Annotated in this window: 18 protein-coding genes; 9 read left to right on the top strand and 9 right to left on the bottom strand. The window is 40.0% G+C overall.

The window, feature by feature from the left end; all coding sequences use genetic code 11:
- Positions 1-12 precede the first annotated feature (12 nt).
- Positions 13-2,370 (bottom strand): LPS assembly protein LptD, encoded by a 2,358-nt coding sequence (gene lptD / locus PVK62_RS11180; RefSeq protein WP_274444384.1) that lies wholly within the window; start codon positions 2,368-2,370, stop codon positions 13-15.
- A gap of 207 nt (positions 2,371-2,577) precedes the next feature.
- On the opposite strand from lptD, the gene djlA reads away from it, so the two are divergent.
- Positions 2,578-3,420, top strand: a complete 843-nt coding sequence (djlA, locus tag PVK62_RS11175; RefSeq protein WP_122032893.1) for a co-chaperone DjlA — start codon at positions 2,578-2,580, stop codon at positions 3,418-3,420.
- 13 nt (positions 3,421-3,433) lie between these two features.
- Here djlA and PVK62_RS11170 read toward each other — a convergent pair whose 3' ends face one another.
- The 5 genes from PVK62_RS11170 to leuA all read right to left on the bottom strand — a co-directional run bounded on the left by PVK62_RS11170 (position 3,434) and on the right by leuA (position 9,155).
- Complete coding sequence (locus PVK62_RS11170) at positions 3,434-4,213, bottom strand: DUF547 domain-containing protein (protein ID WP_274444382.1); 780 nt, start codon at positions 4,211-4,213, stop codon at positions 3,434-3,436.
- Between the two features lie 174 nt (positions 4,214-4,387).
- Positions 4,388-4,990: a 3-isopropylmalate dehydratase small subunit gene (gene leuD / locus PVK62_RS11165; RefSeq protein ID WP_274444381.1), complete on the bottom strand. Its 603-nt coding sequence runs from the start codon at positions 4,988-4,990 to the stop codon at positions 4,388-4,390.
- Positions 4,991-5,001: 11 nt separating this feature from the next.
- Positions 5,002-6,417: a 3-isopropylmalate dehydratase large subunit gene (gene leuC / locus PVK62_RS11160; RefSeq protein WP_274444380.1), complete on the bottom strand. Its 1,416-nt coding sequence runs from the start codon at positions 6,415-6,417 to the stop codon at positions 5,002-5,004.
- A 15-nt stretch (positions 6,418-6,432) separates the two neighbouring features.
- Positions 6,433-7,524: a 3-isopropylmalate dehydrogenase gene (leuB, locus tag PVK62_RS11155; protein ID WP_274444379.1), complete on the bottom strand. Its 1,092-nt coding sequence runs from the start codon at positions 7,522-7,524 to the stop codon at positions 6,433-6,435.
- 83 nt (positions 7,525-7,607) lie between these two features.
- Positions 7,608-9,155: a 2-isopropylmalate synthase gene (gene leuA, locus PVK62_RS11150; protein WP_274444377.1), complete on the bottom strand. Its 1,548-nt coding sequence runs from the start codon at positions 9,153-9,155 to the stop codon at positions 7,608-7,610.
- Between the two features lie 420 nt (positions 9,156-9,575).
- Here leuA and PVK62_RS11145 point away from each other — a divergent pair, with 420 nt between their 5' ends.
- Entirely contained in the window at positions 9,576-10,889 is a 1,314-nt protein-coding gene (locus tag PVK62_RS11145) for an efflux RND transporter periplasmic adaptor subunit (protein WP_274444376.1), read from the top strand.
- A complete protein-coding gene (locus tag PVK62_RS11140) occupies positions 10,886-13,990 on the top strand; it encodes an efflux RND transporter permease subunit (protein WP_274444374.1) in 3,105 nt (1,034 codons plus the stop codon). The genes PVK62_RS11145 and PVK62_RS11140 overlap by 4 nt, the downstream gene beginning before the upstream one ends.
- Before the next feature lie 17 nt (positions 13,991-14,007).
- Here the strand turns inward: PVK62_RS11140 and PVK62_RS11135 are convergent, their stop codons facing one another.
- Complete coding sequence (locus PVK62_RS11135; protein ID WP_274444434.1) at positions 14,008-14,730, bottom strand: DUF481 domain-containing protein; 723 nt, start codon at positions 14,728-14,730, stop codon at positions 14,008-14,010.
- Positions 14,731-15,190: 460 nt separating this feature from the next.
- Between PVK62_RS11135 and PVK62_RS11130 the strand changes: the two genes are divergently transcribed.
- From PVK62_RS11130 to pgi, 4 genes are all read left to right on the top strand, one after another.
- A complete protein-coding gene (locus PVK62_RS11130) occupies positions 15,191-16,588 on the top strand; it encodes a replicative DNA helicase (RefSeq protein WP_122032901.1) in 1,398 nt (465 codons plus the stop codon).
- Between the two features lie 10 nt (positions 16,589-16,598).
- On the top strand, positions 16,599-17,681 hold the full coding sequence (alr, locus tag PVK62_RS11125; RefSeq protein WP_274444373.1) for an alanine racemase: 1,083 nt from the start codon (positions 16,599-16,601) through the stop codon (positions 17,679-17,681).
- Positions 17,681-18,916 carry a hypothetical protein gene (locus PVK62_RS11120; protein ID WP_274444372.1) on the top strand — a complete coding sequence of 412 codons (1,236 nt, stop codon included), beginning with the start codon at positions 17,681-17,683 and terminating at the stop codon, positions 18,914-18,916. The genes alr and PVK62_RS11120 overlap by 1 nt, the downstream gene beginning before the upstream one ends.
- Before the next feature lie 237 nt (positions 18,917-19,153).
- Positions 19,154-20,806, top strand: coding sequence for a glucose-6-phosphate isomerase (gene pgi / locus PVK62_RS11115; RefSeq protein ID WP_274444371.1), 1,653 nt, complete (start codon positions 19,154-19,156; stop codon positions 20,804-20,806).
- Between the two features lie 385 nt (positions 20,807-21,191).
- Here the strand turns inward: pgi and PVK62_RS11110 are convergent, their stop codons facing one another.
- Complete coding sequence (locus PVK62_RS11110; protein WP_274444370.1) at positions 21,192-21,653, bottom strand: chemotaxis protein CheX; 462 nt, start codon at positions 21,651-21,653, stop codon at positions 21,192-21,194.
- 20 nt (positions 21,654-21,673) lie between these two features.
- Positions 21,674-22,123, bottom strand: coding sequence for a zinc uptake transcriptional repressor Zur (gene zur / locus PVK62_RS11105; RefSeq protein WP_274444369.1), 450 nt, complete (start codon positions 22,121-22,123; stop codon positions 21,674-21,676).
- A gap of 178 nt (positions 22,124-22,301) precedes the next feature.
- On the opposite strand from zur, the gene dusA reads away from it, so the two are divergent.
- Positions 22,302-23,288 (top strand): tRNA dihydrouridine(20/20a) synthase DusA, encoded by a 987-nt coding sequence (gene dusA, locus PVK62_RS11100; protein ID WP_274444368.1) that lies wholly within the window; start codon positions 22,302-22,304, stop codon positions 23,286-23,288.
- Positions 23,289-23,407: 119 nt separating this feature from the next.
- Positions 23,408-24,106 (top strand): TIGR04219 family outer membrane beta-barrel protein, encoded by a 699-nt coding sequence (locus PVK62_RS11095; RefSeq protein ID WP_274444367.1) that lies wholly within the window; start codon positions 23,408-23,410, stop codon positions 24,104-24,106.
- The last annotated feature ends 116 nt before the right edge of the window (positions 24,107-24,222 follow it).

Below are 24,222 nucleotides of genomic sequence, written 5' to 3'. Positions count from 1 at the left end.
TGTCCGTATAAATTAATTATTCAAATAAAATGGGCGACCATAGCCCAATGCATTGGTTGCTGAACCTGAGGTGATACCTGTGTTTTTACCTAAGCCTCGAATCGCGATTGAAAGCATTATGTTACTTTCGTATTTTGGTTCGTAACTGCCAATCGGCAGTGCCGGAACGTTATTCGGTGCAATTAATTGGTCGCTGTAAGTTAAGCCAAATGACCAACAGTCACTTAAATAGGTAACACCAACTAAGGCCTCTATCATTTGCTCTTCTTTGGTATCGTGGAAATATTGACCTTTAATAGCCCAGTTATCACCAATGTTGTATTCACTTAATAAACCTGCCTGATAGATACCATGTTGAGTAATAAGCCCTAAATCATCTTCAAAGTTTACGTTACTCTCGATGTAGTTTTTACTGACATAACGATAGTTAGCTTGTATATATCCTTTAGTATGACGATATTCTAATGTACTGTTAGCAACTTGAAGTTCACTAACATTTGAATCGTACTGAACACCACCATGATAGAAAAGGTAGTCATTGAAGTTAAAGTCACTTTCAATAGCCCAAGCAGATGAGTTACTAGTGTCGCCTTCATTCGTCGTACCAGAGCCGTTCATATATAGGATCTGACCAAAAGAGATATTCATGCGCTCTTTATAGGTATCATCATAGAATCGAGAGGTGGCACCAATACTGAATTGGTTTGCTGCGGCAATGTAATCAACGCCACTATATTGACGTTCTCTAAATAAGCCATAGTAATCTAGTTGTAGCCTGCTACTGTCATAACCACCTTCACCTCGACCGCCATAAATGTCACTTTGATCGACTTCAGGTACATATAAATATTGTATTTTAGGCTCAACGGTTTGTAAGTACTCACCTAAGAATTTATGAGTGCTGTCTAAATAGATAGCGCCATTAATTCGAACCTCTGGAATGGTTCGAGAGGTTTCTTCTTTTAATCCAGATAATGAGGCTTCTGTGCGGTCAAAATCTTGAGAGTAATAGGTATAGAGTAAACTGGCTTCAGGCGTTAGTGACCACCAAGCAGAACTAAGAGGTAAGCTTAATTTTGGCTCTAGATGAACACGAGTTGCCGATGGCTTTGTTGGGTCATCGGTTGCAAACTTACTAATGTGGCTGTGCAAGTTAAAATCAAATTCATTGTAAAATTGAGGTGCATAATAATTGAATTCAATTTGTGGCATTAAGCGATACGGGTAGCTATCCTCAACAAGAACTTGGAAATCACGAACACGCATGGTCATATCCCAATCTTGCGTTCGATAAGAGACTTCGCCTGATTGTTGTAATTGACCCTCATCACGAGTACCAATGCTTGAATTTAAATCTTGGAAATAATCAATGTCACTGACTTGAGAGTATTCAACATCAAATTTCCAATGTTGTTGATAGATGCCTGAGTGCTCCCAGCTAACCCCCCAACGTGCGCCTTTCTCTTTAAACTTGGCATCTTCATTTAGGTATTCGACATCGACAGTACCTTGACCGAAGCTTTCTAAATAACGGAATTGAGCCTCTAATTGGGTACCACGTTTTTCCATGTAGTTTATGGTTGTGGTGGCATCGTAGTTAGGTGCAATGTTCCAGTAAATAGGAACGGAAAGTTCAAAACCATTTTTACTGTCTAAACTTGCGCTTGGGATCAATACCCCTGTTTTACGTTTATCACCAACAGGCACAGTAATGTAAGGTAAGTAAAAAATAGGAACATCAAGGACTTCAAATCGAGCATTATAAAAAGTTGCCCATTCATCAGATTGGTCTAATTCGATATCACTGGCTTTAAAGCGCCAACTTTTATCACCTGCTGGACAAGTTGTGAAAGAGGCATCCTCTAATTGGTAGATTTCTTGGCCTGTTTTCAATACACGGCTTGCTGTACCACGAATAGGCTGACACGACATTTTATAGGCCGTATTAACCATGATGGTATCTTCAGTTGTTAGGTCTGTAGTTACTTTATCTGAGGTTGAGCGCATATCCATGCTTGAGTAATCAACATTACCTTCTGCAATCGCTATGTTTTCTTGTTGATGTACAGTAATGCTGTCTGCTTTGATCTCTTGACGACCTTTAATAATATGAACGTTACCTTTATAGGTCGCTTTTGAATTATTACTGGCCTCAACACTGTCTGCTTGAATAAGCACAGATTGTTGATTTTCTTCCTCTTTTGAGGCTTTATTCGGTACTTCACAGGAGTTAACTGTGTCAGTTTGCAAAGGGAAGATTATGCTACTTTCTGGAGATACAGATTTACTTCCATCATCAGCGATGACGGGAGAGCCGTAAAGAAGGCATCCAGCAAATGAAGCAAGTAGGCTGCGAGAGGTAAAAGGCATCGAGTTAGACGTTCCTGTTCGTTATATTAATCCGCTGATATACTCAAAGAGACTAGACAGAGTCACTTGTTTATAATAAAGCAAAAGCTATGCCCAAACCACCTATAAGATGTCGCTATCATCTATTAATGGTTGTAAAGTAACAGGCTGCACTTGCTCATTGTGTGACAGAGTAAAAATAAAATAATTCATTAATTGGAATTTAAAATGCAAATATTCGGCAAAATATTGGGTGGTTTTTTTGGTTTTCTATTTGGCGGTTTTTTTGGTGCCGCATTAGGGATCTTTATTGGCCATCAATTTGATAAAGCAAAACGTATGGCAAGCAGTGGTTTTACCTTTCAAACGGGTGGGGCTTCTCAAACTAAAAAACAAGCAGAATTCTTTCATGCAGCTTTCTCAGTCATGGGGCATGTTGCTAAAGCCAAAGGGCAAGTAACTGCACAAGAGATCCAGTTAGCATCAATGATGATGGATCGTATGAACCTGAATGCGGAGCAGAAAAAAGAAGCTCAAGAAGCGTTTAGAGAAGGGAAAGAAAACGATTTTCCATTACGTGAAACCCTGCAAAAAATTCGTTCAATTACCGGTGGTCGTTATGATCTATTGCAGTTCTTTTTAGAGTTGCAAATCGCATCTGCCATTGCCGACGGTGATATTCACCCAAGTGAAAGAGATATCTTACACATTGTTGCGGAAGAGCTTGGTTTTAGTGCCGAACAATTAGAAAAACGCTTAAAAATGCAAGAAGCGGCTTTTCGTTTTCAGCGCAGTGGTGGCTTTTCTGGTCAAGGTGGTTCGCAACAAGGTCAATGGCAGCAAGCAAGTTCTGCTGACCAGTTAACGGATGCTTATAATTTATTGGGTATTAGTGAAGATGCCGATGCAAAAACAATTAAGCGTGCTCACCGTAAATTAATGAATGAGCATCATCCTGATAAATTGGTGGCAAAAGGTCTGCCACCAGAAATGATGGAAATGGCAAAAGAAAAAGCGCAAGAAATCCAAGGAGCTTACGATTTAATTAAGAAAGCAAAAGGGATTAAGTAATCCCTCTTAATTTTTATTGTTTATTTAACTTCCAATTATAGTCGTAATGAATGTCGCCTTTGAATTGTTTTAATTCAGGGCGATATTTTTTTAGGTGCTCAAAAAGTTGCTGTTGATTACCAAAATCAATTGCAAACCAATCATAAATAGACGATAGCTGGATTTTGTTATCAGTAATGAGCACGCCTTTTTCACTATTAATGAATTCAGTTGCGGCTTTATCTAATAACTTATCGCTGTTTCTGGCGGTGAAGGCTTTTAGTTGTAAGTTAGGGCAGCCTAAACTTGCACAATTAACAGCGTAGTGAGTTCTAGGATCATTCCAAATAGGTCTTAAAATTCGATGTTCAATATCGTTGAGCGTTAACACTTTTCCTGTCACCACAACAACGTCTTCGTCCCAAGGCCCAAAGCTAAATAATCCGCCCAGTTTTGTGATCGATTTGATTGGGTAATTATCTAAAATAATTTTTACGGTGATTGCATTATAAAGATTGACCCAATAAGCGTATTGCTCTGCTTTTTTATACTCTCTTGGGTCAATACGACTCATTTGGCGTAAGTAGCTATTGAGAACTCGCTCATCTGTATCTGTGATGTCGGCATAATCAAAAAGAGTGTATTCCCCTTGAGTGATAAGGTATTTATCTAAGGTTTGTTGCCAATATTGATGTGAAATAGTGGTGGCATTTTTTTCATTACTGACATTCCAATAATCCCATAATTCAGATTTTGGTGCCGCGAACGTATTGAATGAGAAAAGCAAAATTAACGAGGAAATAAGAGTTTTCATATAAAGGTACCTGACTTTTGTTTACTAATAATTATTTAGTTTTATAGACAAAAAAGAGGTTGATACGTTCATATCAACCTCTATTATTTCCTGAATCCTGAATCCTGAATCCTGAATCCTGAATCCTGAATCCTGAATCCTGAATCCTGAATCCTGAATCCTGAATCCTGAATCCTATTTTAAGAAACTAGGGATCTTCGCTTCATATTCTGAAATTTTGTCCGCGTGTTGTAACGTTAAGCCAATATTATCTAAACCGTTCAGTAAACAGTGGCGACGGAATTCATCAATTTCAAAGCGGTATTGCTTATTGTTAGCAGTTACTAACATTGATTCTAAATCAACGCTAATTTCAGCGCCTTCAGTTGCTTCAACGAAGTGGAAAATTTCATCCACTTCAGTGTCCGTTAAACAAACGGGGATCATCTGGTTATTAATTGAGTTACCATAAAAAATATCGGCAAAGCTTGGTGCGATCATGACTTGGATACCATAATCAGCTAACGCCCAAGGTGCATGTTCACGAGATGAACCACAACCAAAGTTTTCACGAGCAAGGAGAATACTAGCACCTTGATAGCGAGGAGCGTTCATTACGAACTCAGGGTTTGCTTGCTCTCCAGCATCATCTAAAAAACGCCAATCATGAAATAGGTGCTTACCAAAACCAGTGCGGTTTACTTTTTGTAGAAATTGTTTTGGAATGATCGCATCGGTATCAATATTTGCCGTATCTAAAGGAACGACTAGACCTGTATGTTGCTTAAAACCTGACATAGTAAATTCCTTTATGCTTGTTCTTCAATAGTTCGAATATCAACAAAGTGACCAGCAATTGCGGCAGCAGCAGCCATTGCAGGACTGACTAGGTGAGTTCGACCATCACGGCCTTGGCGACCTTCAAAATTACGGTTAGATGTTGATGCACAACGTTCTTGTGGACCTAAACGGTCGTTGTTCATAGCAAGGCACATAGAACAACCCGGTAGACGCCATTCAAAACCCGCTTCTTTAAAGATCACATCTAGACCTTCTTTTTCAGCTTGCGCTTTTACTTGCTCAGAGCCTGGAACAATTAACGCTTGAACATGAGAGGCAACTTTACGTCCTTTAGCAATGGCTGCCGCAGCACGCATGTCTTCGATGCGTGAGTTAGTACAAGAGCCAACAAACACTTTATCTACATTGTAATCAGACAGAGATTTACCCGCGTCAAGGCCCATGTAAGCCAATGCTTTTTCAGCGGAGGCTTTTTCTACCGGGTCAGAAAAACTCTCAGGAGCTGGGATTGGTTGGTCAACGGCGATTACTTGACCTGGATTGGTGCCCCAAGTGACTTGTGGTTTGATTTCAGAGGCATCAAGTGTAACTACCGCATCAAACTTTGCATTGTCGTCCGTTTTTAGTGACGACCAGTATTGAATCGCTGCCGTTAAGTCTGCACCTTGAGGCGAGAATTTACGGTTAGTAATGTAATCAAACGTCGTTTGGTCTGGTGCGATAAGGCCTGCTTTAGCGCCTAATTCAATCGCCATGTTACATACCGTCATACGACCTTCCATAGTAAGGTCGGTAATGGCTTCACCACAGAACTCAACCACATAGCCAGTACCACCAGCAGCCGTTGTTTTACCTATGATCGCAAGAACGATATCTTTTGCAGTAATGCCTTCGGCTACTTTACCTTTAACTTCGATTTTCATGGTTTTAGCACGCGCTTGTTTTAGCGTTTGTGTCGCTAAGACGTGTTCAACTTCAGAGGTACCAATACCAAATGCTAGCGAACCAAATGCGCCGTGGGTTGCAGTGTGTGAATCACCACAAACAATCGTCATGCCCGGTAGAGTAATGCCCAGTTCTGGTCCCATTACGTGCACAATACCTTGATATTTATGGTTTAAATCATAAAGGGTAACGCCAAATTCTTCACAGTTTTTAGACAGTGTTTCCATTTGGATACGAGCCATTTCACCAGAGGCGTTAATGTCTTTGGTTTGTGTCGATACGTTATGGTCCATGGTTGCGAAAGTTTTCCCTACTTGGCGAACTTTACGACCTTTTTCACGTAGGCCATCAAACGCTTGTGGGGACGTTACTTCATGCACCAAATGGCGATCGATGTATAAAATTGGGGTTTCGCCTTTTGCTGCAACAGCAACATGGGCATCATAAACTTTTTCATATAATGTTTTTGCGTTAGACATTGCTTCTTCCTTGAATTACGAATTCAAAATGTATTCAGCGATTTTATCGCCCATTGCTGAGGTAGTTAATGCTGGCTTATCTCCGGCTAAATCAGCCGTTAGTTCACCTGCTGACAGCGCTTTAGATACGGCAGCTTCAATGCTTTGTGCTGCTTCTTCTTCACCTAGGCTGTAACGTAACATTAGTGCAGCAGATAAGATCTGAGCCACTGGGTTTGCGATGTTTTTACCTGCGATATCTGGAGCTGAACCACCTGCTGGTTCATACAGACCAAAGTTGCTCTCATTCAGACTTGCAGAAGGAAGCATACCCATAGATCCTGTGATCATCGCGCACTCATCAGAGATAATGTCACCAAAGATGTTTGAACATAGCATGACGTCAAACTGAGATGGATCTTTGATTAGCTGCATGGTCGCGTTATCAATATACATGTGGCTTAGTTTTACATCTGGGTAATCTTGAGCGACTTCTTCTACCACTTCACGCCATAGAATAGAGCTTTGAAGAACGTTGGCTTTATCAATTGAGTAAACGTTTTTCTTACGTAGACGAGCTGACTCAAAGGCAATCTTTGCAATACGTTCGATTTCATAACGGTGGTAAATTTCAGTATCGTAGGCTTTCTCTTGAGGACCTTCGCCTTCACGACCTTTTGGCTGACCAAAATAGATGCCGCCAGTTAGCTCACGAACCACGACGATATCAAAACCGTTACCAGAAATATCAGCACGCAGTGGAGAGAAGTTTTCTAATCCTTTGTGAATTTGCGCAGGACGAAGATTACAGAACAGTTGGAAATGTTTACGAAGAGGAAGTAGGGCACCACGTTCTGGTTGGTCATTTGGTGGAAGATGTTCCCACTTAGGGCCGCCAACTGAACCAAATAGTACAGCATCAGATTCTTCACAGCCTTTTACTGTGCTCTCTGGTAGCGGACAACCGTGGTTATCAATTGCGATGCCGCCTACATCGTGCTGCTCGCGAGAAAATGAAATGGCGTGTTTTTTCTCAATCGCATCCAGAACTTTATGTGCTTGCTCCATCACTTCTGGGCCAATGCCATCACCGGGTAAAATCGCAATTTTGTATGTTTTATTCGTCATGTTAATCCTTTAATCTTTTCTATTTAATTCGCTTAATCAGAGAGGAGCTATATTTCTCTGATGTAAAATTTGTTTCGGCTTTTTTAAACCGTTGCTACTTTCTTTTGTTTAATCTCGGCAATTTGATCAGCACGATGAATGCTGTTAATTACGTGAAGTAATGCCTGACCAGAGGCTTCGATAATATCGGTAGCTAGGCCGGTACCGTGATACTTACGACCTTTGTAATTGGCAATAATATCAGCCTGACCTAAACCATCTTCACCTTCACCTTTCGCGGTTAAGTCAAACTTATCTAGAACAATTTCATAGCCTGTTAGTTTGTAGATACATTGGTAAAGGGCATCAACAGGGCCATTACCGACAGCGGCTTCACATTTTTCTTCATCACCACAAAGTAGCTTGATACTAGTGGTTGCCATTACGCTGCCAGATTGAACGCTTAGGTAGTTCAACTTATAGAAGTCATCTTCATCACGTAAGTTAGCAAAATGCATTAGGGCTTCTAAATCGTAATCAAACACTTGGCCTTTACGATCCGCTAGCTTCACAAAATCTGCATATAGTGTGTCTAGATTGTATTCTTCGTCTTTATAACCCATCGCATCCATGTGGCTCTTAACCGCAGCACGACCTGAACGACTGGTTAGATTTAATGCTTTGTTTTTTAAGCCTATAGACTCTGGTGTCATGATTTCGTAAGTGTTTTTATTCTTAAGCATGCCATCTTGGTGAATGCCTGAAGAGTGGCTAAAGGCGTTTGCGCCTACGATAGCCTTATTGCTCTGAATGGGCATATTACACAGCTGACTTACTAACTTACTGGTGCGGTGGATTTCATTATTTTTAAGACCCGTATGAACGCCTAGGTACTCTGAGCGAGTTTGCAAAATCATCGCAATTTCTTCTAGAGAACAGTTACCTGCACGCTCACCAATACCATTAATGGTGCCTTCAACTTGACGAGCTCCTGCTTGAACTGCAGCAATAGAGTTAGCAACAGACATACCTAAATCATCATGACAATGAACAGAGATGATTGCTTTATCAATGTTTGGAACACGGTTAAATAGTTGCTGAATAATGCCACCAAATTCACCGGGAATGGTGTAACCAACCGTATCTGGAATATTAATGGTATTTGCACCAGCATTAATTGCGGCTTCTACCATGCGACATAAATTATCAATTGGCGTACGGCCTGCATCTTCACAAGAAAACTCAACATCATCGGTGTATTTACGTGCGTGTTTAACGGCTCTTACACCCATTTCAACCACATCATCGTAGCTACGGCGTAATTTGTCTTGAACATGAACGGTAGAAGTAGAAATAAAGGTATGAATTCGGAACGCTTCAGCGACTTTTAACGCTTCAGCTGCCGCATCAATATCTTTAGGAACGGCTCGGGAAAGTCCACAAATACGACTGTTTTTAATATGCTTTGCAATGGTTTGAACGGATTCAAAATCACCTGGAGATGAAACAGGGAATCCGGCTTCAATAACATCAACACCTAAACGCTCAAGCGCATAAGCAATCTGCAATTTTTCTTTTACGGTTAAACTTGCTGATAGTGCTTGTTCGCCATCACGTAAGGTGGTGTCGAAGATTATGACTTGATCGCTCATGGGCTTGCTTCCTTGTGTATGTCATGCGCTTTAATGACGGTTTTCCATAAAAAAACCCGCCATGTTCAGCGGGTTTTAAAATTTGGTTTATGGCTTCTTTTGTTCCACAACCTACCCGCGTGAGATGTTCACGATCAGGAGGAGGCGAAGAGATAAAGAAGATGTTGTTTTCATTTGAAATACAATCCATAAAAAATAATTAACAAATTAATATCGTACTTGACTCATATCGTCAACCTTTTAATGGCGTTTTTACCTTGGATGAATGTTTTTTTGGTTAAATGTTAAAAAAGAGAGGTAAAACGATTGCGTGGGTGTGTTTTTATACAAAGTAGGCGTATTTTTAATTCTTAATAATACAATTAAAAAATATCTAGCTTTACTTGGTATGGCGTTTAGAAAATAGAAGAGATGCACATAATGAAAATAAATAAAAAATACCTATTTTTCCCTGTGGTTGCTCTAGGGGTAATCACGCTTATTGTGGTAACCAAGTTACGTCCATCAGCTGAAGTAAAGCCATTAGAAGATCGTTCAAAAATTGTGAACACTCTCTCTTTAGAGCAACAGAATATCGCTCCTCAAGTGGTTGGTTTTGGAAAAATAAGACCTAAATTTGAATGGAAGGCGATTGCAGAAGTGTCGGGTAAAGTCGTGTATCGCCATCCGGATCTAAACAAAGGAAATGTCTTGTTAGCGGGAACTGAAGTCTTAAGAATAGACCCACTCGATTATGAGTTGAAATTAGCTCAAGCAGAAGCAGATTTAGGTTCGAGTAAAACTCAATTAGCGAAAGTTGATCTTGAAGAGAAAAACATTAGAAACACGTTAAAAATTGAAAAAAATAGATTATCTATCAGTAAGAAAGAGCTAAGTCGTAAAGTAAATCTACAGAAAAAAGGGCTAACTTCGCAATCGGATGTAGACCAACAAAATCAATCGTATTTAGCACAACAGAAAGTCGTGCAAGATATTCAAAATCAAATTTTGTTATTGCCAGATGAGCGGAAAGTCGCGCAAGCCATGGTGAAGGTAAATCAAGCAAAATTAAAAGAATCTCAGCGCTCTTTAGATAAAACCTCCATCGTATTACCAACGGATGTTCGTATTTCAGAAGTGAATATTGAAGCCGATCAAGTGGTGAATCTACAACAAGAAATGTTTATTGCACATGGCATTCAAACCATGGAAATGGAAGCACAAGTATCGATTCATGATATGCAAACTTTAGCGCAAAGCTTTCATGTATTTCAGCCTAATGAGCAAGGGATACCAAATATTGATTCATTACCTTTTCAAGCAATAGTGCAGTTGAGCAGTGGTCGTTTTAATGCTCAGTGGAAAGCTCAAGTTGAGCGTATCAGTGAAACTGTTGATCCAAACCAAGCTACTGTTGGTGTCATTTTAGAGATCCAACAAGACTATAAAATGCTTAAGCCAAGCTCATTACCTCCGTTGGTTAATGGCATGTTTGTAAAAGCATTGATTGAAGGAGAGGCTTCAGCGCAGTGGGTGATCCCAGAAAGTGCCCTTCATGGCGATAAGATTTATTTGTTAAATCAAGATAATCAATTAACCATACTTCCTGTAAAAATAGTCTTTAGAAGAGACAATCAAGTGGTCATTTCTGGTGGCATTAATGAGGGAGATTTGTTGATCTTAAATGATCTTCTTCCTGCTATTAATGGTATGCAGCTGCGTTCAGTCGTACCTAAGAAGGAGCTTGTGGAATGATTAAGTTTTTTGCAAGACACCCAACGGCAGCCAATTTATTAATGCTCTCTATATTGCTGCTTGGTTTAGTGTCTTTATCTCAATTAAAGCGTGAAACGTTTCCAGAATTTAGTCCGCCTTATATTTTAGCTGGTGTCGTTTATCCTGGTGCATCGCCACAAGAAGTGGAAGAGAGCATTTGTGTTCGGATGGAGGATGCCGTTGATGGCTTAGGAAATATAGAAGAAACAAAATGTGAGGCCATTGAAGGCTCTGCTCGTTTAGTGATTAAGCTGAATGAAAAAGCAGACATAGGACGAATGCTGGTTGATGTTCAAACTCAAATTGATTCGATTAATGATTTCCCTAAAGAGATAGAGTCGCCGATAGTTCAAGAGCTCGATTGGAATGAACCTGTGGTGGATGTGGCAATTACTGCTGATACCACATGGCCAGAGTTGAAGGCGTATGCTGAAAAATTGAAACAAACTTTAAAGCTTGATTATGATGTATCTTTAGTTGAAGTGAGTGGGTTTTCTGATCATCAATACCGTGTTGAGTTAAATGAGGGTGCGATTCGTCAGCTTGGCTTAAATGTCAGTGATATTGCAAATAAACTGGCTGAACAAAATGTAAAACTACCAAGTGGCAGCATTGAAACACCAGAAAAAAACTTTTTAATTCGCTTTGATGAAAGAAAAACAACGCCTCAAGAATTGGAAAAAACAGTGATGGGGGCGTCGGATAATGGCGCATTGATCCGTTTAGGTGATATTGCCACGATAACCGATCGCTTTGAGCTTGATGAACAAAAAATATTGTTTGATGGTAAGCCGTCAGCCTTGCTTAAGATCAGTAAAAATAAAGAAGAAGATGCCTTACGCATTAAAGATCGAGTGACTGAGTTTGTTAAATATCAGCAGTCTATCGCACCTGATGGTGTTGCATTAGAAATGACGAATGATCTTTCCTCTTTATTATGGGATCGATTAACCATGATGGTAAAAAATGGTTGGCAAGGGATCATTCTCGTATTTTTAACCATGTGGTTATTTTTTACTTTCCGTTACTCTTTTTGGGTAGCTGCAGGCCTGCCAGTTGCGTTTCTTGGGGGGTTATTTTTAATGGCGAGTTTAGGGCTTTCTATTAATATTATGTCACTGGTTGCATTGTTAATGGCAATCGGGATCATGATGGATGATGCGATTGTAATTGCAGAATCGATAGCCTCACATTTAGATCGGGGGCAAGAGATAGATGATGCGGTGTATAACGGCGTAAAAAAAGTATTCCCCGGCGTATTATCTTCTTTCTTAACGACTGTGTGTATTTTTGGTAGCTTGATGTTTCTACAAGGAGAAATGGGAGCGGTACTGAAAGTTATTCCTCAAGTGCTTATTCTTGTATTAACTTTGAGCTTAATTGAAGCATTTTTAATTCTTCCCAATCACCTTAGCCACTCTTTACATAAAGCGAAAAAAGATAAGCCAATTACAGGTTTAAAAAAGAAAACCTTAGATCGTTTTGAGCATTTTAGAAATGTCACTTTAGTGAAGGCTGTGACTAAAGTTGTGGAATGGCGTTACGCTTTTTTAGGTGCTGTGATTGCCAGTTTATTAATTTCTTTTTCACTCATTTCTGGTGGCGCGCTTAAGTTTGTCGGTTTTCCTGAATTAGATGGAGATATTGCAGAAGCTCGAATTATCTTACCGCCGGGCACCTCACTTTCTCAGACTGAAATTGTAGTCGATAAAATTGTTTCTGCGGCAGAGAAACTAAATAAAGAATGGAGTGAAAAGAACGAAGGGGGTCGCCAACTTGTTGAGCATATTACTCAGCAATTTAATACTAATGCAGACGCGAGTGAATCAGGCCCTCACTTGGCGACCATTCGTTTAGATTTATTAGGGGCTGAAAAGCGAAACACCTTAATTGATGATTTTATTGATGCGTGGCGTGCAGAAGTTGGAGAGTTAGCTGAGCCAATAACCATGGTGTATAAACAACCGACGATGGGGCCGGGTGGTCGAGCGATTGAAATTCGCATGATGGACGATGATTTACATACGCTAAAGTCTGCCTCCCTAGAAGTACAAGCTTATCTCAATGAGTTTGCAGGGGTTTATGGCGTGCTTGATGATATGCGAATGGGTAAGGAAGAAGTGCTTGTGAAGCTTCGTCCTGGGGCTGAGACCTATGGAGTCACAGGCCAATTGATTGCTAATCAATTACGCGCGGCTTACTTTGGGCAAACGGCTGATGAGATCCAACTCGGTGTTGAAAATATTGAAATTGAAGTGCGTCTAAATAAAGAGCAAGCGGGTAATTTGCATACTCTGGAAAACTTTCCAATCATTTTACCTACTGGAGGCCAAATACCTTTAGCCTCTGTTGCAACATTAGATTTTCAGCGAAACTATGTTCGAATTCAACGTATTAATGGATTAAGAACCTTAAGTGTCTTTGGTGATGTTCATGCATCACAAGTGAGCTCGACCGAAGTACTAAATCAATTTAGAAAAGATCTTGCTCCTGAACTTCAGAAAAAATACCCAAGTTTACGTTTTGATTTTGAAGGGGAAGCCAAAGATACCGCAGAAACTGGGCAATCAATGGGGACAGGATTCATGCTGGGTTTATTTGGTGTGTTCGTTATTTTAAGTTTTCAATTTAGAAGTTACCTTGAACCATTTGTGGTGATGCTGGCGATTCCATTAGCCTTGATTGGTGTGCTATGGGGACATGTATTATTAAATCATCCACTAAGTATGCCGAGTATTATGGGATTTGTTTCTTTAGCTGGGATAGTGGTTAATGATTCTATTTTATTAGTGCAATACATTCGACATCATGTTGATGATGGAGATTCGGTGTATGACTCTGTTGTAAAAGCCAGCCAAGAAAGATTTAGAGCGGTATTTTTAACGTCAATAACAACGGCTGCAGGGTTACTGCCACTGTTACTAGAAACCAGTTTACAGGCGCAAGTTATTCAACCTCTCGTCGTTTCTATTGTATTTGGTATTTTTACATCAACATTATTAGTGCTCTTCATGATCCCTGCGGCCTATGCGATATTGGCCGATTTTGGATTGGTAAAGAAACATGAAGAGCTACATTAAGTAAATTGTATTACTGGCTAAAAAGAAAAAAGTAAATTAATACTAAATACAGAGTCTGTATTACTTAGTCCTGGAGGGACGCGATCAAGATATTCTTGAGATTGTGCGATTTTCAGGGCTATTTCTTCTGTGATGTTATTCGTTACACTGACTTCTGAATCTACACGAGTATTACTGTGACCTGCGGTTACCGTAATTTCACCTGCGACGGTTAATGAATCAAGCGCTTTCCATGACATATTTACATTGGTTCGAAGAATTGGCTCTTGAACGGTTTCAGGGAAAATAAGATCATCATCATCGATTTCATCAAGATTTGGATCTTGGTAACGAAAACCTGGACCGACTTCCACCTCTAATAGCAATTTTTCAGTATTACTCACTTGATAACCCAAACCACCTGAAAAGGTATAGTCATTAAAGTAGGCGCTGTACTTAGTATTTAATCCTTTAAAGTTGGCATATAAATAGTAGTCAGAACTGATCTTATAATCGCTTTGTAAATTAAGGCTCAGTTGGTCTTTATCGGCCTCCCCATCTTTTTCTGACAAATAATATTTTATTTCACCTGTGTGTCGGTGTTGTCCAAATGTGTAACTGGCCTCAAATCGACTGTTGAGTGCTTGGGAGTCGCTATTGCCATTATTTGAGCGATAACCAAATTCGACCTGGCTCTCCCATGGGGACGGTGGCGTTGTATCTTGAACTTCTGCTTCTATTTCTTTTGTTATAACACTGATGCTTGTTTTTTTTTCAAGAGTTAACTCTTTCGTTTCTGCTTCACAAGCATCTTTTGATAAGTAATATTTTACTTCACTGGCATGACGGTTCTGTCCAGAGGTATAAACCGGTTCTAGACTACAATTAAGAGATAGTGAGCTGTCGCTTCCATAGCCTGTTTCGACTTTATTTTCCCTAGGAGAGAGAGGTGACGTATCTGCGTCTTCAGTTTCTATCTCACTTGCATGAACAGATGCACTAATTGCGATAAGCCCTGTAAGTAAAACTTTTTTTAACACGTATCAATCTCAAAAGAATAAAGAGGACGGATAGTATAGATGTTTTCTCTGATTGATGAGTTAAATTTGAGTCAAAATCTTTATTTTGCGAAAGGTTATCAGGAGATACACGGATAGTTATTTCATCCCAATTTCTTTTGGTTATAATGTAAGGCTAAATTTAGGATGGTGAAAAGCAGTAATGGCCGATAATCGAAATCAAAACCGTAAACACGATGCACAAGTTGATGCGTTAAAAGTACCACCGCATTCATTAGAGGCGGAGCAATCTGTACTTGGTGGTCTGTTACTTGATAATGAGCGTTGGGATACGGTTGCTGAAAAAGTCGTAGCCGGAGATTTTTACAGTAGACCACATCGACTCATTTTTGAGTCAATCAAATCCATCCTAGAAAACAGTAATCCTCTGGATTTAATTACCTTATCTGAGCATCTTGAGCGCCATGAGAAATTAGACTCTGTTGGTGGGTTTGCTTATCTGGCTGATTTGGCCAAAAACACCCCAAGTGCGGCGAACATTAATGCGTATGCGGATATTGTTCGTGAGCGAGCCATGGTACGTAATCTTATCGGTGTAGCAAACGAAATTGCCGATGCGGGTTATGATCCTCAAGGACGTACTTCTGAAGATTTATTGGATATGGCAGAGAGTAAAGTATTTGCTATTGCAGAAGAGCGTACAACAGAAAATGAAGGCCCACAAAGTGTCGATTCGATTTTAGAGAAAACGTTAGAGCGTATCGAGATTTTATACCAAACACCGCAAGATGGTGTCACTGGGGTATCGACTGGGTTTACTGATTTAAATAAAAAAACGGCAGGCCTTCAAGGCTCAGATTTAATCATTGTTGCAGCACGTCCATCGATGGGTAAAACAACCTTCGCGATGAACTTATGTGAAAATGCGGCCATGGACCAAGATAAGCCAGTGCTTATTTTCTCTCTCGAGATGCCCGCCGAACAATTGATGATGCGTATGCTGGCTTCGATGTCTCGTGTTGACCAAACTAAAATTCGTACCGGTCAGTTAGATGATGAAGATTGGGCTCGTATTTCGTCTACGATGGGCATTTTGACGCAAAAGAAAAACATGTACATCGATGACAGTTCAGGTTTGACGCCAACTGAATTACGTTCACGCGCTCGTCGTGTGGCTCGTGAAGCGGGTGGTCTAAGTATGATCATGGTCGATTACCTTCAATTAATGCGAGTTCCTGGTTTACAAGACAACCGTACTCAAGAAATTTCTGAGATTTCTCGTTCTTTAAAAGCACTGGCGAAAGAATTGAATGTACCAGTGGTTGCACTGTCTCAGTTGAACCGTTCCCTAGAGCAACGTGCCGATAAACGCCCAATTAACTCGGATCTTCGTGAATCTGGAGCGATCGAGCAAGATGCCGATTTAATCATGTTTATTTACCGTGATGAGGTTTATAACCCTGAGAGTAATCGTAAAGGCATTGCTGAAATTATTTTAGGTAAGCAACGTAACGGTCCAATCGGCTCAGTAAGCCTGACATTCCAAGGACAATTTTCACGCTTTGATAATTACGCAGGTCCTGCGTTTGATGATGAATAAGGCAAATAGTATGAGCTATATGAAAGCGGCGGCTGCCCAAGTTGATATGTCAGCGTTAGCACATAATTTGCAAAAGATTAAACAACAAGCGCCAAACAGTAAGCTTCTTGCTGTTGTTAAAGCAAATGGTTATGGCCATGGGTTACTGAATATAGCAAAAGGCGCACAGGATGCTGATGCCTTTGGTGTTGCTCGTATAGAAGAAGCATTACAACTTCGAGCTGGTGGTATCGTTAAACAAGTACTGTTACTTGAGGGTTTTTACTCTGCTGGTGACTTACCTATTTTGGTCGCAAACAACATTCAGACCGCGGTACATTGTAAAGAGCAATTAGAAGCACTGGAAAGTGCTGAACTTGAAGGCCCAGTAGTTGTTTGGCTAAAAGTGGATTCAGGAATGCATCGTTTAGGTATTCGCCCAGAAGAATATCAAGAGTATGTTGACCGTTTGCATGCATGTAAAAATGTCGCGAAACCACTGCGTTACATGAGTCATTTTGGTTGTGCGGATGAATTAGATAATCCGATAACCAACAAGCAAATAGAAACCTTTATGTCATTAACGGATGGTTGCCAAGGTGAGCGCTCGCTCGCCGCTTCTGCTGGGTTACTGGCATGGCCTGATAGCCAATTAGATTGGGTTAGACCGGGTATTATTATGTATGGTGTTTCTCCTTTTGCTAATCAATCAGCACAAGAGTTAGGTTATTTGCCTACCATGACCCTTACCTCTCATTTGATCGCGGTTCGTGATGTAAAAGCAGGTGAAAGTGTGGGTTATGGCGCAATGTGGACCAGTGAACGAGATACTAAAATTGGAGTGATCGCAATTGGTTATGGTGATGGTTATCCTATTGCTGCACCTAATGGCACGCCGGTTTTAGTTAATGGACGCAAGGTATCAATCGCAGGTCGAGTGTCTATGGATATGCTTACTGTTAATCTAGGGCCTGATGCTCAAGATAACGTGGGTGATGAAGCTGTTTTGTGGGGACGAGATCTTCCGGCAGAAGAAGTTGCAGAACACATAGGAACGATTGCTTATGAGTTAGTGACAAAACTAACATCACGAGTGCAGATGCAATATATTTAATGAGAACTACTTTGAATTTGTTTTCACTTAAAAGCGCTACTGGTTTAGCGCTTTTTCTTATTTTGCCTTTTTCCTTTTTGAGTGATGCGTTTGCCAAAGACGATATTTGGCCAACCTCATTACCTGAAACCTCAGCCGTTCCTTTCCTGTTCTCGTCAGAGATCTTAGGGACTACGATAGGCGCAGCCGCTGTAATGAAGGGGGTAGGCCAACCTCAAGCGACATTATTTGCAGCAGGACTCTACTCAACCAAAGGGTCTTACATGACCTATTTGTCTGCTAATAACTTTCAAATTGGTCATTCATGGCTGGTTGGTGTTAATGCGTATAATGCTAATTTTAAAGAGATGTATTATTACCTAGGGGCTGCAGGTAGCAACAGCTCTACTGTAAACGAAGACGTTTTTACCGACAGTGTTGAAGCTCAATATCATTTAAGTGCTAATTATATCTTACCTATTGGTAATGCAAAGACGATTGGAGCAAGAGCCTCTTATCTTCCAGAGAGAAAAGTAAAAGGTTTTAATCCATTAGAAAGTGGTGTGTCGAGCATTGAACTGAGTCCTTTTTATTATTCTCGCACATTTTCTGATGTGGCTGGTTGGAATGAACCTGAGTCTAACTGGGGGATGAAAGTTAACCTAGATTGGGATAATCGAAATAGCATAAGAAACACAACGCATGGTTCGCGAACAGAATTAGATTTTACCTACTCACCAAAAACCAATACGCAAGAAGAGTGGTGGACATGGGAGTTTCAACAAAGTACATTTTTTGATTTTGGCAATTTAGGTGACATCATAAATAAGCAAGTATTAGCACTCGATTTCTATATTGCTGATACGCCTAGCTGGCAAGATAATGCTCATCAACCACCAGAATATGCAGGCATAAAACTGGGTGGATTATATAGATTAAGAAGCTATAGTAGTGGGCGTTTCCATGGTCGCTCTGCCATTCATTACTCAGCGGAATACCGAGTTATGCCTGATTGGCAACCTTTGGAAGAGTGGCCTATCTTTAATCTTTATGACGTGCCTTGGTGGCAATGGGTGGCTTTTATTGATGTAGGTCGAGTCGCGGATGAGTTTTTACTATCAACATTACATGAAGAGATGAAATGGAGTGCGGGTGGTGCAATACGCTTTCAAGTCGAAGGCATTGTTGTTCGAACTGAAATGTCTAAAGGCAGTGAAGAAAGCGTCTTTAGAGTTATGATTAATCAACCATTTTAGTATTTATAAAGAAAAACGATCTCAACACTAGTGTTCCGTAGTTTTGATAGAGATAATGTTCACCGCTAGAAGTTTAAATGTGACCTAACTCAAAAAGGGTGAGCGTAGTTTTGGTCATAATACCTAAATATAAAGCTCACTAAATAATACCGAGCACCAATTTTTAGATTCGTATAAACGGGGCGTTCAGAAATTCACTTTTGAGCCAACAAGTATATTACACGGGATATTTTTACCATGTTAAAAAACATCAACCCAACAGAAACTCAAGCGTGGGCAGACTTAACTGCACACTTTGAAACAGCACAAGATTTCAGCCTATCTGATCTATTCGCTGCGGATGCACAACGTTTTGATAAATTTTCAACGACGTTTGGCCAAGACATTCTAGTGGATTTCTCTAAAAACTTAGTTACCGAAGAAACAATGGAAAAATTGTTCGCATTAGCAGAGCAGACGGAATTGTCTTCAGCAATTAAAGCGATGTTTAACGGTGAGAAAATCAATAAAACCGAAGATCGTTCAGTACTTCATACCGCGCTTCGTAACCGCAGCAATACGCCGGTAATTGTTGATGGTGAAGACGTAATGCCTGCGGTAAATGCGGTATTAGAAAAAATGAAAGCTTTCACTGAACGTTTGATTTCTGGTGAGTGGAAAGGTTACACAGGTAAAGAAATTACGGATATCGTAAACATCGGTATCGGCGGCTCAGATCTTGGCCCTTACATGGTTTCTGAAGCGTTAGCACCATACAAAACACGCTTAAACATGCACTTTGTTTCAAACGTAGATGGTACACACATTGTTGAAACGCTGAAGCCACTAAATCCAGAAACAACGCTGTTTTTAATCGCATCGAAAACATTCACAACCCAAGAAACAATGACAAATGCACACAGTGCTCGTGATTGGTTCCTTGCTGAAGCTGGCGATCAAGCACACGTTGCTAAGCACTTTGCTGCACTATCAACAAATGCACAGTCTGTATCTGAGTTTGGTATTGATACTGATAATATGTTTGAATTCTGGGATTGGGTTGGTGGTCGTTATTCTCTATGGTCAGCAATCGGTCTTTCAATTGCACTAGCGGTTGGTTTTGATCACTTTGTTGAGCTTCTTGACGGTGCTCATGAAGTGGATAACCATTTTGCTACTACTGAGCTTGAAAATAACGTGCCTGTTATTCTTGCACTTATTGGCCTATGGTATAACAACTTCCACGGTGCTGAATCAGAATCAATTCTTCCATACGATCAGTATCTACATCGTTTTGCTGCGTACTTCCAACAAGGCAACATGGAATCAAATGGTAAATGTGTAGACCGTAACGGTAACCCAGTTGATTATCAAACGGGTCCAATCATTTGGGGTGAACCTGGTACAAATGGTCAACACGCGTTCTATCAATTGATCCACCAAGGTACAAAATTAATTCCTTGTGACTTTATTGCACCTGCCATTAGCCACAATCAAGTGGGTGATCATCACCAAAAACTAATGTCTAACTTCTTTGCGCAAACAGAAGCGTTAGCATTTGGTAAAACAGAAGAGACGGTTCGTGCAGAATTTGCAGCAGCTGGTAAAACAGAAGTAGAAATGGCGGAGTTAGTTGCATTTAAAGTATTTGCTGGTAACCGCCCAACAAACTCTATCTTAGTTAAACAAGTAACACCTAAAACATTAGGTAACTTGATTGCAATGTACGAACACAAAATCTTCGTACAAGGTGTGATTTGGAACATCTTCAGCTTTGATCAATGGGGCGTAGAGCTTGGTAAGCAACTGGCTAACCAAATTCTTCCTGAACTGGCTGACGATAAAGCAGTAACGTCTCACGACAGTTCAACTAACGGCTTAATCAACGCATTTAAAGCATACAAAGCTTAATCGTTAAGTTATAAAATTTATTAATTAAAAGAGCTGACTTCGGTCGGCTCTTTTTGTATTGATACCAATCCACATAAATATTTGATCATTCTTACTTGTTAAAATCGATTATAGCTGCGTTATGCTTTTCTATTGCAAAAAATTAGGTGTAATTAGAGCCACTAGTTACTACAATTTATGCCTTGCTCTAATCGATTTTTCCTACGTAATTATCTGGTCAACTACTTATCCGGATTGGTATTATTTATCGATATTACAGGCAATAAAAAAGGCTGATACCTAAATATCAACCTCCATCATTTCCTGGATCCTAGCTCTTGCTTTTTCTCTTATAGAAGCGCAGCGTTCTAGTCTCTAGTCTCTAGTCTCTAGTCTCTAGTCTCTGTTACTCAAAACAGATCTCAATAAACGCATTACCCCATTCAGAAGTAAATGGCATGATAATAATCGCACCATCGCATTTATGAGTAATCGTATGGCCTTTACCAGAAACAACCATAGGTGTTGCCATGCTAAATTCAAAACCACTTTCAGAAAGAATGCGCTTAGCACCACCAGTAACCATATTGGTGATTTCACCTACCATGTCAGTAACTTCTTCATTGATACTGTTTGGGCGCTCACCCAACATATTTTGCATGATTTGCAGAGCAAGCTGCTCATCAAAAGTAATCGACATTGAGCCCTTACTTTGTGGAGCGACCATGCCTATTAAACCTGAAACATCACCACGAGCAACTTCGTCTTTTTTAATACGAGGTTTTTGTGGTTTCAATTCCATCGAAGCCATCGTTTTAAGTACATTCATCAGTGAAGCTAAGAATGGGTTTACAAATTCAGCGCGCATGGTAAATAGTGTCCTTCAAATTAATGTTTATTATCGCTAGTTAAACAAGCTTTGCAGGTACCATGAGTTTCAACAATATGGTTCTCAACAGAAAATCCAATTTGCTCAGCATGCTTGGTTAGCTGCTCTGTAATTTTTATATCATGGAACTCTACAACATCATCGCAAGTGCGACAGATGAATAATTGTGAAAAATGGGCGTGTTCACCAATCACACAACAAGCAATGTAACTATTTATTGATTCAACCTTATGGACAAAACCTTGAGTAACCAAAAAATCTAAGGCGCGATAAATTGTCGGGGGTTTTGCCTGCGGTTCTATTTTTTTTAATTGTTCTAAAAGATCATAAGCACTAATGGCACCTTGGTAGGTAACAATTAGTTCTAAAACAGTTAATCGTTGTGGGGTTAATCTAACGCCACGTTGTTGGCATAATTGCTCAACTTTTTCTTTTTGGGTACGATTCAAGGATTATATGTCTTCTTTTCTGAACAGATCCGTAAGTTTAACATAACTATTCAGATATTTTAGTGACTATTTTTCAGAATCTCGGGCTTTTACAGGGTATTTAATCATGGTAATAGGTTGGCTGTTTATGTTCTGGTTATGTTAGAATTGCGGTATTGATCACTGAACGAATTTATTTATGAGCTCTTACCCACTACAACGCTTTTCCGTTGCCCCTATGCTTGATTGGACGGATCGCCATTGTCGTTATTTTCATCGTCAATTATCAGAACATGCTTTGTTGTACACAGAGATGGTAACCACTGGTGCCATTATTCACGGTAAAGGTGATTTTCTTGCCTATAACGAAGAAGAGCATCCACTGGCATTGCAACTGGGTGGTTCAAACGTTAAAGATTTAGCTCATTGTGCAAAACTAGCAGCAGAACGTGGTTATGACGAAATAAATTTAAATGTGGGCTGTCCATCTGATCGTGTTCAAAATGGTCGCTTTGGTGCTTGTTTAATGGCTGAGCCTGATCATGTTGCTGAGTGTATCGCTGAAATGAAAGCGGTTGTTGATATTCCAGTGACCGTGAAAACGCGCATTGGTATTGACGACCAAGATAGCTATGAGTTTTTAACTAAATTCGTTTCAACGGTTCATGAGAAGGGTGGTTGTGATCAATTTACTATTCATGCTCGTAAAGCGTGGCTGAGTGGCTTAAGCCCGAAAGAAAACCGTGAAATTCCACCGCTTGATTACCCTCGTGCCTATCAAATTAAAAAAGATTTTCCTCAGTTAGTGATTGCCGTAAATGGTGGTATTAAAACACTGGCTGAAGCAAAAGAGCATTTAGCGCATTTGGATGGTGTGATGATTGGTCGTGAAGCGTATCAGAGCCCATATTTATTAGCTGAAGTCGATCAACAGTTATTTGGTAGTGATAAGCCAATTAAAAAACGTCGTGAAATTGTAGAATCAATGTACCCATACATTGAGCGTCAATTAGAGAATGGAGCACATCTTGGTCATATTACTCGTCATATGCTTGGTTTATTCCAAAGTATGCCGGGTGCTCGCCAATGGCGCCGCTATATCAGTGAAAATGCGCACAAACCAGGTTCTGGTATTGAAGTGGTTGAAGCGGCATTAGCTAAAATTCCAGCAGAGTTAGATGTTTAAGCTTTTTTAACTTTACTGAAATAGCATTTAATCAAAATAAAAAAGAAAGTACATAAATAAACCAGATCGTTTATTATTACTGCATATGAAACAAATAGCGTCGCAAATGGAGACTTCGCATGAACAAACTATCCCTTACCACTGTTGTTGCTTCGGCTGCCTTAGTATTGGCACTACCTGCACATTCAACAGAGAAGGAATTTACCACTAAAGTTGAAATTGATGCGTGGTTCCCTGATGCAAAAGTAGGCTCTAAAGATAGTGCTAGTCGTAAAGATGATGTAGATGCATCGCAAGCATTTTCAATCGCTTTTGAGCACCCGTTTGCTTATATACCAAATGTTAAAGTGCGTTATACCCCAGTAAAAGCGGATCGTTTTGAGTACGATCAAATTGACTACACAGGTTACTACAAATTATTAGACACGAATGGTCTTCAGTTTGATGTGGGTTTAACCCTAACGCAGTTTGCTAATGGTGAATTCAATAAAGGTGGCTCTGTTAATTCAGCTCAACCGCATGATCAAAGCTTTAGCGAAACGGCAATGAATATGTATGCTGATGCATCACTGCATATCCCAAACACAAACTTCCACATTTTTGGTCAATACGATTTTGGTAGCAGCAGTGATACTCGAACGCTGGATGGTCAAGCAGGGGTTAAGTATATTCTTCCTGTTGATGCTGTGGTAGATGTTGAGTTTAAAGTAGGCTATCGCGTAATGGATCATGAGTTTGGGTATTTTGACGGATTTGATAGCGATCAAGCGAATGTCATGGTCGATGGCTGGTTCGGTGGCGTGTCATTTGATTTCTAATCAACATAAATAAAAGTTAATAAGATAGCGATTCAGGTGACTGAGTCGCTATTTTTTTATTTTAAATTTGCTCAATCCTTATTTGTTGACCATGCTTATAGAATGGATATTACTAT

It is taken from the genome of Aliivibrio sp. S3MY1 (assembly GCF_028765575.1).
Taxonomy (GTDB): Bacteria; Pseudomonadota; Gammaproteobacteria; order Enterobacterales; family Vibrionaceae; genus Aliivibrio.
The sequence above is the reverse complement of the archived record's forward strand: the minus strand, read 5'-3'. Positions and strand labels throughout refer to the sequence as shown.